We start from the raw sequence: 11,178 nt of genomic DNA, 5'->3' as shown, positions 1-11,178 counted from the left end.
ATGAATTTTCTTGTGGGGTGTCCCGCAAGAACAGGCAAGATGCCTGTTCCACAAAGAATGAATTTTCTTGTGGGGTGTCCCGCAAGAACAGGCAAGATGCCTGTTCCACAAAGAATGAATTTTCTTGTGGGGTGGGCGTCTCGCCCGCCCGGTTTAGTCCGACAGTCCGACAGGGGTTAAAAACCCCTGTCTCATAGCTAAAGTCCTCTAAAAGAGGACTAAAATAGATAGATATTGAGATCGTATTTCCAGTCGGTTTTAACCGACTTTAGCTTTGAGGCAGGGGTTTAAACCCCTGCCGGACTGCCGGATTGCCCGACTGTTGAACTAACTGCCGGAATCGGTAAAAACCGCGTTAATACCAATTATAAATTATGTGTGGACGATACACTTTAACTACTTCAGGTCAAATCATCGCAGAATTCTTTAAACTATCGGGAGTTCCCGACATCAAACCGCGATACAATATCGCCCCAACTCAATCAGTTGCCACAGTCACAGCTTCTCCCGAAAAAATGCAGCGAGAGTTCCAATTTATGCGCTGGGGTCTGATTCCAAGTTGGGCGAAAGACATGAAAATAGGCAGCAAGATGATCAATGCGCGATCGGAAACTGTAGCCGAAAAACCTTCTTTTCGCAGCGCCATCAAGCACAGGCGATGTTTGATAGTCGCTGACGGTTTCTACGAATGGCAACAGGAGGGAAAGAACAAACAGCCTTACTATTTTCAAAAGGCAGACGGCGAACCTTTTGCTTTTGCCGGTTTGTGGGAAAATTGGGAATCTCCTGAAAAAGAAAACATTGTATCTTGCAGTATAATTACTACCGCTGCTAACGAAACAGTGCAGCCGCTGCACGATCGAATGCCTGTCATTCTCCCCGACAGCGATTGGGAACAGTGGCTAGATCCTTCTGTTAAAAATGCTCAGGAAGTTTTGCCCTTGTTAAAGCCCTATGCTTCCGAAGCGATGAAAGCAAAGGCCGTAAGTGCGATCGTCAATAGTCCAACTAGAGACAGTCCCGAATGTATTAGCGATCGGCAATAAATCATTGCAGCCGACAAAACGGAGATAGTTTGAGTTATGATGTAAAATAATGTTTGAGTTGTAGCTTGGGTTTTCTAAAGATCAGTTTAACTCCGTTGTTATTTGCTCAAACAGTTTTTAAATCTTAACATCAGTTAGAACACAAAAAATATGATCGGATACGTTACACTGGGTACCAACGATATTGAAAGTGCAGCCAAGTTTTATGATGCTTTGCTTGCTGAAATTGGCGCTCGACGATTCATGGAATTTGACCAATTTATCGCATGGGGTGTTTCTGTTGAGCAACCAGCACTTGCTATTACAAAACCCTTTGATGGTAACACAGCAACTGTTGGCAATGGAGTAATGATAGCTCTTAAAGTTGACAGTCCCGAAAAAGTCAACTTAGTTTATAACAAAGCGATCGCACTTGGGGCTAAGGATGAAGGAGCTCCAGGACCAAGAGGCGCGGTGCCGGGGTTCTATGCGGGATATTTTCGGGATCTTGATGGGAATAAGCTGGACGTGTTTTGTATGACTGAGCCAAACACTTAAGATTTTTATTTTTCGTGAGGCGAGCCGAAAAAAAGCTATTTCCGATCATTAGCTATTAGTTATCAATCCCTAAATAAGCTAATCCGCATTTAAATGGCATGGTAAAATAAATTTTCACTCTTGTGGGGTGGGCCGAAGAGCCCGCCCTCAACATACAATTTAAATGCACAACAGCTTAAGAGTTGATAACTAATAACTAATAGCTAATTTTTATAGCAATCCTTGCAGGAGTCGTAAACTTTTTACCCCACCCCAACCCTCCCCTTTGTAAGGGGAGGGAGTAAGAAATTCACAAATGATTTAGGATTGCTATAATAACTAAATTAACTGTCGTACATCCGGGCTTCGGCTGCGTCAGGATTTTCCTCGCAATACTCATCAAAAGCAGTTTTTTCAAGCTTCTGCGATCGCTGGTGAGAAGCCTCAGCCTGCATTTCCTCTACAATATCCCAAGCTACCGCGCACTCTTTGGAAGTAACTCCTTTTTCGGCACAAATAGTCCTAGCCTCTGCGATCGCCTGTTCGATTTCTTCGTCAAATAAAATACTCTTCGGCTTCTCAAGAAAATCGCTTTTTGTCAAGATATCCGTGACAGAAATAATGCCCACTAGCTCGTCCTTAATCACCGGCGCCCGGCGGATGCGGGTGTTAGCAAACAACCGAGCCACGTATTCCACGCCCAAGTCGGGATTCACCGTGATGCACGGTTTGGTCATAATCTCGAAGACGCGGACTTTTTTCGGGTCTACTCCGTAGGCTGCTACTTTATAGACAATATCCGTTTCTGTCACAATGCCATAGGCATCTTGTTCGTGGCGACGTTCCACAATCAACGCGCGCAAACACAAATCGTTCATCATCGCCACCGCTTCAGCTACCGTTGCTGAACCGCGAATGGTAACAACATCTGTGGTCATAATGTCTTGGGCTTTCATCATCATTGTTTATTCCTTCCCGCTGATAAAGTCTACTGCGTCCCGATTTGGGGCTGTTCATTTGATTTGCGATCATCATTAGGACTTACCCTCAGAAACCCGGTTTCTACCAAAAGGTTTGGTTTAGTAACGATAAATCGGGTCTAGCAACCAGGTTTCTGAGAAATCGTGCGATCGCAAACTAATCATAAAACCTTTAACGGCACTCGCGATGACAAGTTGCCTGAAACAGCCCCTCGCTGCCCCGGAACCTCTGGAGTCCGCGATTTAGCCCTCAGACGGCAGGGCTGTTTCATTCTCTTGTAGGGGCCGTGCTACCCCTACTCCCCGTGCCGACCCTCTTGGTCTGATATGCCGATCGAATCGTCTAGGTCGGGGGTAGGCCAAGAAAGGCACTACCCTACAAAATTCATGTTTTTAGTGAGAATGAAACAGCCCTGGCTCAGACGGGGCTAGCGTGCGCTCCTCCAAGCAAGAGTGAAGTATTGGGGCGATCGGATCTTGGAGCTTGTTGGACTCAGATTTTCCAGCCCCAGTATCAAAGAAGCAAAAGTTAACACAAACTAAGCAACTGCTTGCGCTCGCACAGATCCCCGCCTCTGATAAACTTGATGGCTGGGAGTGCAAAATAGCACAAGGCACGCATCAGCAGTTGGGAGGATCTAGTTCGTGGACAATGTAATCGGTTTAGAGATCATCGAAGTAGTTGAGCAGGCAGCCATCGCTTCCGCTCGCTTGATGGGCAAAGGCGAAAAAGATGAAGCTGACAGAGTGGCTGTAGAAGCCATGCGGGAGCGCATGAACAAAATTCATATGCGCGGCCGCATCGTGATCGGCGAAGGCGAGCGCGATGACGCACCGATGCTTTACATCGGGGAACAAGTAGGTATTTGTACCCGCGAAGATGCCAAAGATGTCTGCAACATAGATGAATTGATCGAAATTGACATCGCTGTTGACCCCTGCGAAGGTACTAACCTGGTGGCTTACGGTCAAAACGGTTCGATGGCAGTTTTGGCAATCTCTGAAAAAGGTGGTTTGTTTGCGGCACCGGATTTCTACATGAACAAATTGGCTGCTCCTGCGGCTGCTAAGAATCATGTAGATATTCGCAAAACGCCAACTCAAAACCTCAAAATTATCTCTGATTGTCTCGGCCGCGGTGTTGAAGATTTGGTGGTGGTGGTCATGGATCGCCCCCGACACAAAGATTTAATTAATGAAATTCGCCAAGCGGGTGCAAGAGTTCGGCTGATCAGCGACGGCGACGTTTCGGCAGCAATTTCTTGCGCGTTTTCTGGTTCCAACATCCACGCACTTATGGGTATTGGCGCAGCACCCGAAGGTGTGATTTCCGCAGCAGCAATGCGCTGCTTGGGCGGTCACTTCCAAGGGCAGTTAATTTACGATCCGGCTGTTGTAAAAACTGGTTTGATCGGTGAAAGCAAAGAGAGCAATATCGCCCGCCTTAAAGAGATGGGCATCACAGACCCAGACAAGATTTACAATGCTGAAGAGCTGGCATCTGGAGAAACAGTTCTGTTTGCAGCTTGCGGGATTACTCCCGGAACGCTGATGAATGGAGTTCGCTTCTTTGGCGGCGGCGCTCGCACTGAAAGTTTGGTAATTTCTTCTCAGTCAAAAACTGCTCGGTTTGTGGATACAATCCATATGTTTGACCAGCCGAAATCTCTGCAATTGAATTAGTGATTAGTTAGTGGTTAACAGTTAAATGTTAACAATTAACAGTTAACGGTTAACAGTCACCGATGATTAGCAATTAGCGATAGACTAAGAACTAATAACAGGTGACTGTTAACAACTAAGAAAGAAATAGTGACAAATCACAGATATGAATATTGCAGTCGTAGGTCTCAGCCACAAAACAGCGCCGGTAGAAGTTCGCGAAAAACTGAGCATTCCAGAACAGAAAGTTGAAGCCGCGATCGCCCAATTGCGCGGCTACCCGCACATTCAAGAGGTTGCCATCCTCAGCACTTGCAACCGCTTAGAGATTTATATTGTTACCAGCGAGTCGGAGCCGGGAGTGCGAGAGGTTATTCAGTTCCTTTCCGAATGCAGTAAAGTTCCTTTACAGTCTTTGCGCCCTCACCTGTTTATTTTGCTACACGAAGATGCCGTGATGCACTTGATGCGAGTAGCTTCTGGCCTCGACAGTTTGGTTCTCGGAGAAGGACAAATTTTGGCTCAGGTGAAACAAACTCACAAACTCGCCCAGCAGTACAAAGGTGTAGGCAGAATTTTAGAGCGCTTGTTCAAGCAAGCTCTCACAGCAGGGAAGCGAGTTCGCACGGAAACTAGCATCGGTACCGGTGCAGTTTCGATCAGTTCGGCGGCGGCAGAATTGGCTCAAATGAAGGGTCAGCATTTAGCAAGCAGCAAAATTGCAATTATCGGTGCTGGCAAAATGTCGCGGCTTTTGGTGCAGCATTTGCTGTCAAAAGGAGCTAGCCATATTTCGATCGTCAACCGCTCTGTGCGGGGCGCGCTGGAGTTGGCCGGTCAGTTTAAAGATGCTCAATTGCACCTGTATCAGCTCTCGGAAATGATGCAGGTAATTGCCAGTTCAGACTTGGTTTTTACCAGTACGGCAGCTACCGATCCGCTGTTAAATAAAGCTAAATTGGAAGCGGTTTTAGACCCGAATCGCCCTTTGATGTTGGTGGATATTTCTGTGCCGCGCAACATTGACTCAGATGCGAACGAACTCGCTAATGTGCGATCGTTTAATGTGGACGACTTGAAAGCAGTGGTAGCTCAAAATCACGAAAGCCGCCGCAAAATGGCAATGGAAGCTCAGGGCTTGCTGGAACAGGAAGTAGAGGCTTTCGATCTCTGGTGGCGCAGTCTGGAAACAGTTCCTACTATTAGCTGTTTGCGGGATAAGATAGAATTGATTCGGGAACAAGAGTTAGAAAAAGCTTTATCGCGTCTGGGTTCGGAATTTTCGGAGAAACATCAAGATGTGATTGAATCTTTAACAAGGGGGATTGTGAATAAGATTTTGCACGATCCGATGGTACAGTTACGCGCTCAGCAGGATATTGAGGCGCGGCGGCAAGCGATGCAAACTTTGCAAACACTGTTTAATTTGGATGTGGATGTCAACCAGCAGTACAGCTAGTTTGTCATTAGTCATTGGTCATTAGTCATTAGTCAGTTGACCCGAAAGCAGGAGTCATATTATGTCCGGTAAATTACCATGAATAAAAATGCCTCCAACCCTGGCGGCAAAAGCATCATTCGGGAGGGTAATTTGCTCGAACCTGATAAGCTGTTGTGCATTTAAATAGAATGTCAAAAAATAATCTAAGTCTTGTGGGGAGTAGGGGTTGGGCCTAAGAGCCCGCCCTGAATATGCAATTTAAATGCGTGACAGCTTATCAGTTATCATTCCACCAATAACTAATGACTAATAACTAATGACTAATAACTAATGACTAAGAGGCGAATTTATCAAATAATCCTACTGATTGCGGGGCTGTGGCTGGTTTTTGAGTTGGCCTCCCGCATTGTGGCAGAAATTCTCTGGTTTCAGGAAGTTGGATATCTTCAGGTTTTTCTGTTGAAGCTGAAAACTCAAGGGTTGCTGGGGACGATCGCAATTGCTGTTTCTTCTGTCTTTTTGCTGGGAAATTTGGCTTTAGCCCGCCGCCTGCAACATCCCGCAGAGGAAATGAAATCGCCGGTTGCGGAGGCGCTATTCGCTTCACTGATGGCGAACAAAAGGGAGAAGAATTACGAATTACCTGTTGCTAAATCCCAAATTACCTTTTCCTGGCTGCTGTTGGCGGTATTGGGATTGAGTTCGATCGCAACTTTTATAGTCATTCACTGCGGGCTGTTAGCTGCAAACAGCCTCACCTATTTGGGTATAGCTGGCAATTTACCTGCACCGCCCGTGCAGTTAGGAATTGAGTCACTCCAGCAAATAGCGGTGCAGCTATTTTCTCACTGGTGGCAGTTGGGCTTGCTGCTGGGGGCAATGTTAGCTGTGGCAATTAAGCCTGATTTTTGGCTGCGGGCGATCGCCCTTTTTCTGAGTTTGGCGATCGGGCTGATTGCCGCCAGTCGCTGGACAAATGTTTTGCAATATTTTCACCCTACTAATTTTAACACAATTGACCCTCTTTTTAATCAAAATATTAGCTTTTATGTATTTATTTTGCCAATTTTAGATTTACTAGGCTTCTGGCTGACAGTTGTATTTTGGTACAGTTTAGTATCTTGTGCTTTAACATATTTGCTGTCGGGAAATAGCCTGAGTCAAGGGAGATTTTTGGGGTTTTCTCGATCGCAGCAGCGGCACTTGTACGGGTTGGGTGCAGCTTCCATGCTAGCCGTGGCATTCCGCTATTGGTTGGGGCGCTACGCATTGCTGTATTCGCGGGGAGACGTTACTTACGGGGCCAATTATGCTGACGTGACGGTGCGGTTGCCCTGGTATGGATTTTTGAGTATTTTGGCGGGGGCGATCGCCGTTTTGATGCTGTGCCAGGTTTACCAATTCAAAATTAAAAATGAACTCATCAAAAAAATTCTTTTAGCATGGGTAACTTTAACTTTTGTGGGAGGTTTACTGCTGCCACAAATTGTTCAGCAACTCATAGTTCAACCCAACGAACTAGCACGAGAACAGCCGTACATTCAGCGCAGTATTGCCTTTACTAAAGAAGCCTTTGATCTCAACAATATCGAAATAAAAACCTTCGATCCCGCCGGAAAACTTACTTATGCCGACTTAGAAAAAAATCAACTTACTATTAGCAACATCCGCCTGTGGGACAAGCGACCTCTGCTGCAAACTACCCGACAGTTACAGCAAATTAGACCATATTATACATTTCCTGATGCCGATATCGATCGCTACACAATCAAAAATGAAAAAGCACAACAGGGAGATTCGGAAAGCCAACAAGTGTTTCTGGCAGCGCGGGAATTAGATTACACAGCAGTTGCCCCGGATGCTCAAACTTGGGTGAACGAACACCTAGTTTACACTCACGGTTACGGCTTTACTCTTTCTCCCGTAAACAGAGTCGGTGTCGGCGGTTTACCCGATTATTTTGTCAAAGATATTGGAGTGGCAGCCCAGAAAGGAGAGACTGCTTTGGAAGTCACTAGCGATCGAATTCGGGCCAGTATTCCGATCGGCTACCCGCGAATTTACTACGGCGAAATCACCGATACAGACGTGATGACGCCCACAAAAGTCAAAGAATTCGACTATCCCAGCGGCGAAGACAATGTTTACAATACATACAGCGGTAAGGGCGGAATTGCGATCGGTTCTATGTGGCGGCGCTGGGTGTTTGCTAATTATCTCAAAAATTGGCAAATGGCACTGACTCGCAATTTTACGCCCGAAACTAAATTGCTGTACCGTCGAAATATTAATAAAAGAGTCCGGGCGATCGCTCCTTTTTTGCGCTACGATTCTGACCCGTATTTAGTAGTAGCAAACGCCAATCTTAGCAATGATGACATAGAAAAAGCCAGGGAGGACAATGGCAACAAGATTAAACCTGCACCCTCCGCTAATGATAAATCTCCCAACTATCTTTACTGGATTATCGATGCCTATACAGCAAGTCCTCGCTATCCCTATTCTGACCCCGGAAATCATGAATTTAACTACATCCGTAACTCCGTAAAAGTAGTTATTGATGCCTACAACGGGTCTGTTGACTTCTACGTGGCCAATCCCTCCGAGCCGATTATTAACAGTTGGATGGCTATCTTTCCCGGACTCTTCAAACCCCTTGACAAAATGCCTCCGGCTCTCCGCAAACATATCCGATATCCAGTAGATTTGTTGAGCATTCAATCAGAACGCTTGCTAACTTATCATATGGAAGACCCGCAAGTATTTTACAATCGGGAGGATTTGTGGCGAGTTCCCCGTGAAATTTATGGCAGCGAACAGCAGGCTGTAGCACCGTATTATTTGATTACGAAACTCCCAACGGAAACAGCCGAAGAATTTATTTTGCTGCTCCCATTTACACCAGTAAGTCGCAACAATTTAATTGCTTGGATTGCAGGGCGATCGGATGGTGGCAATTACGGAAAATTGCTGTTGTATCTGTTTCCCAAACAGCGATTAGTTTACGGCCCGGAACAAATAGAAGCTTTAATTAACCAAGATCCGGTTATTTCCGAACAAATATCTCTCTGGAATCGCCAGGGTTCAAAAGCAATTCAAGGAAACTTATTAGTAATTCCCATTGAACAATCTTTACTGTATGTGGAACCTCTTTACTTAGAAGCAGAGCGCAATAGTTTGCCAACTTTAGTCAGAGTTATTGCTGTCTACGAAAACCGCATCGTCATGGCAGAAACTCTAGACTTGGCACTCAAGGCACTTTTTCAGCAACGATCTACTAATAAACCGGTCATTATTCGACCACTAGAAGGAACAGCACCAGCTTTAAATAGTGAATGATATCAATTCCGGTTGTACTCATCATGATTGTTGACTGTTGACTGTTGACTGTGGACTGTTAACTGTTGACTCTGGGTCGAAAAACTCAATGGTTGAATGTTAAGTGTTGACTCGATTTTATTATTCCGATGCCAGCGGAAACGATATAAATTACTGGGATTTCTGTTCGCTAGCAGCCTTAATATCCTGCCACCAAACATCGACATAGGGCCACATCAATCTCTCGTCTCCTGCAGAATCTAGTTTCACTGTCACCTCATAACGGTCAATATGGGTGAGTTCGCCAGTTTTGCCATTCAAATACAATTGTTTGGGATTGTCGGTGATAATTTCTACCCTTTGATTCAACAGCGGCAGCATCTGGGTAGAAGAACCCTGAAACGGATTTTTGCCTTTGATCGCATAGCCGCCAATCAAAGATAAGTACATTAAAGCTAGGAAAAATAATGTACATAAACCCACAATTAGCAGTGTTTTTTGTTGTGAAAAACGGGTATAAACGCTCACATATCCTACGCTCATAGTTCCCACAAACAACAAATTTGGCAGGTACAGCCCATCTTCCAGAAACACGCTACCAAAAAACATGAGGGTTATCTGAAAACCAAATAATGCAGCCACCCAACTCCACCCAGTTAGCAACGATGCAGATAGTAGCCAATTCATTGCTACAGTAAGGGCGATCGCCATTGCTATTGCCCCAAGTGGTGCTGCATAATCGTACTGTCTGAAGGGAAGAAGAACAAAAAATACTAAAGCATACGCAAAACCCGCAAAAGCCAGTGCTAATCCACTAATTATTTCGTTCCAGTTCAGCATGGCGATGGATTTTGATATCACTAAAGTTAAGCGTTCATCTTCTGTTGTGGTAGTAGCCGTTGAAAATTCCCAGCGGACTAAGGCCGGAAATTCTAACCGTAGCGTGCGCCACAAGAACCTTACCACTATATTTAGGGGAGGAAACCGATTTGTGAACCAAGCGTGCTATTCCAGTTTCCCAAGGTGCAAGATTAACGATGACCCAAAGCACAAGTCAGCCGGATCTGAAGGTGAATTTTTCAGAAAACCAGATTATTTAGGGTCGATCGACTTAACAAATTGTTGCACAGGCTGCGGTAGAGCCGGCACAAAAGTCTTTCTAAAACCCCTAACATCGAACACTCGCCACAAAATACCTACCGCTACCGTCAAGAAAAATAAGGCTCCCAAAAAATTGAACACACTAGACAGAAAACCGCTGTCCCTTTTTTTCGGAGGTGTAATATGTTTCATGCGATATACAGCCGGCTCGTAATCTATCGACTCCTCGCGATTGCGCCGTGGCGTTTTGGGCCGGGAACTCGCACTGCGCTTCTGAGTCAAACCCGTTTTATTAGTTTTAGTAAAACTGCTGGACGACTTCAATTCAGAAGCGCCGCGCGTCCCCGTTAACTGGCTAGCAGAAGTGCCAGTTTTTCCTACAGCAGCATCCTGAATTCTGCTGTTAGGGCGCTGAGCCGATTTGCGTTCGGCGAGGGTACGCATCAAACTTTGCAATTGCTGAGTCGCCGCCGGCGGGCGTTCCCCTTTCCTCGCCCAATTTAACAGCATCGCCCCGGTAATCCCGCAGAGATTCGTAGCGCCTACAGAAGCCAGCCGCTTCAGCAGAGGCTGGCTGTTGGACACAAAAATCACCAATGCCTCCGGGTGTTCCTGAGCCAAACCGTAAACGCACTGAGCCGTCGCCACCACGAGCATTGCTGGCTTGCTTTGATTTTTAATCGAAGGTTCCAGAGCTCGGTGTGTTTCCTGAGCGTCAGTTGCAATCCAGCCGCTGTCGGCAAAAAAGCGCATAAACTCTCTAGCTACTTGCTCTTGAGCTTTTTCCACCGCTTGCCCTGTCAGACGATCTATTTCGTCGTACACTACTTCCGGGATATAGCAAGTTCCCACCTTGGCATATTCTTGCCACACTTGGGTTCTGCCAGTCATTAAAACATCTGCATCAAAAGTTACCAATACAGGAGGAAGTTGATTAGCCATGACTTTATCCTATAGGCTCAGATAAGTTATTTAAACTTAATTGATCAAGTTTAAACAAATTTTGGGTTATAAAAAAATCAACTTTTGGTAATAGATAAATTGCCCAGGGCGGGGCTCTTAATTGGAAATTAGTAGTTAGGAACCCGATCGCCCTTCAGTTCCCAGTTCGATC

The 11,178-nt window shown here is 45.7% G+C and carries 8 protein-coding genes; 5 read left to right on the top strand and 3 right to left on the bottom strand.

All coding sequences use genetic code 11. The features are described from left to right. The first annotated feature begins 374 nt into the window (after positions 1-374). Complete coding sequence (locus QUB16_RS24060) at positions 375-1,046, top strand: SOS response-associated peptidase (protein WP_333320020.1); 672 nt, start codon at positions 375-377, stop codon at positions 1,044-1,046. A 150-nt stretch (positions 1,047-1,196) separates the two neighbouring features. Beyond that, on the top strand, positions 1,197-1,583 hold the full coding sequence (locus QUB16_RS24055; protein WP_333320019.1) for a VOC family protein: 387 nt from the start codon (positions 1,197-1,199) through the stop codon (positions 1,581-1,583). Positions 1,584-1,906: 323 nt separating this feature from the next. On the opposite strand, the gene QUB16_RS24050 is transcribed toward QUB16_RS24055, so the two are convergent. After that, complete coding sequence (locus QUB16_RS24050; RefSeq protein ID WP_333320017.1) at positions 1,907-2,524, bottom strand: CP12 domain-containing protein; 618 nt, start codon at positions 2,522-2,524, stop codon at positions 1,907-1,909. Between the two features lie 663 nt (positions 2,525-3,187). Between QUB16_RS24050 and glpX the strand changes: the two genes are divergently transcribed. The 3 genes from glpX to QUB16_RS24035 all read left to right on the top strand — a co-directional run bounded on the left by glpX (position 3,188) and on the right by QUB16_RS24035 (position 8,984). Beyond that, positions 3,188-4,225: a class II fructose-bisphosphatase gene (gene glpX / locus QUB16_RS24045; RefSeq protein ID WP_333320015.1), complete on the top strand. Its 1,038-nt coding sequence runs from the start codon at positions 3,188-3,190 to the stop codon at positions 4,223-4,225. A gap of 145 nt (positions 4,226-4,370) precedes the next feature. After that, positions 4,371-5,663 (top strand): glutamyl-tRNA reductase, encoded by a 1,293-nt coding sequence (locus tag QUB16_RS24040; protein ID WP_333265774.1) that lies wholly within the window; start codon positions 4,371-4,373, stop codon positions 5,661-5,663. Positions 5,664-5,975: 312 nt separating this feature from the next. Beyond that, on the top strand, positions 5,976-8,984 hold the full coding sequence (locus QUB16_RS24035) for a UPF0182 family protein (RefSeq protein ID WP_333320013.1): 3,009 nt from the start codon (positions 5,976-5,978) through the stop codon (positions 8,982-8,984). 150 nt (positions 8,985-9,134) lie between these two features. Here QUB16_RS24035 and QUB16_RS24030 read toward each other — a convergent pair whose 3' ends face one another. Together QUB16_RS24030 and QUB16_RS24025 are read right to left on the bottom strand one after the other, a co-directional pair. After that, positions 9,135-9,917, bottom strand: coding sequence for a hypothetical protein (locus tag QUB16_RS24030; RefSeq protein ID WP_333320011.1), 783 nt, complete (start codon positions 9,915-9,917; stop codon positions 9,135-9,137). A 138-nt stretch (positions 9,918-10,055) separates the two neighbouring features. Then, positions 10,056-11,006 (bottom strand): PIN domain-containing protein, encoded by a 951-nt coding sequence (locus QUB16_RS24025; protein ID WP_333320009.1) that lies wholly within the window; start codon positions 11,004-11,006, stop codon positions 10,056-10,058. Positions 11,007-11,178: the final 172 nt, after the last annotated feature.

The sequence above is a fragment of the Microcoleus sp. D3_18a_C4 genome (assembly GCF_036702415.1).
GTDB lineage: Bacteria > Cyanobacteriota > Cyanobacteriia > Cyanobacteriales > Microcoleaceae > Microcoleus.
This window is presented reverse-complemented; position numbering and strand designations above follow the sequence as displayed.

Bases quoted from the DNA above. Each gene is read 5' to 3' on its own strand.
- QUB16_RS24050 (WP_333320017.1), bottom strand. From the start codon at position 2,524: ATGATGATGAAAGCCCAAGACATTATGACCACAGATGTTGTTACCATT.
- QUB16_RS24055 (WP_333320019.1), top strand. From the start codon at position 1,197: ATGATCGGATACGTTACACTGGGTACCAACGATATTGAAAGTGCAGCC.
- QUB16_RS24040 (WP_333265774.1), top strand. From the start codon at position 4,371: ATGAATATTGCAGTCGTAGGTCTCAGCCACAAAACAGCGCCGGTAGAA.
- QUB16_RS24035 (WP_333320013.1), top strand. From the start codon at position 5,976: ATGACTAAGAGGCGAATTTATCAAATAATCCTACTGATTGCGGGGCTG.
- QUB16_RS24025 (WP_333320009.1), bottom strand. From the start codon at position 11,006: ATGGCTAATCAACTTCCTCCTGTATTGGTAACTTTTGATGCAGATGTT.
- QUB16_RS24060 (WP_333320020.1), top strand. From the start codon at position 375: ATGTGTGGACGATACACTTTAACTACTTCAGGTCAAATCATCGCAGAA.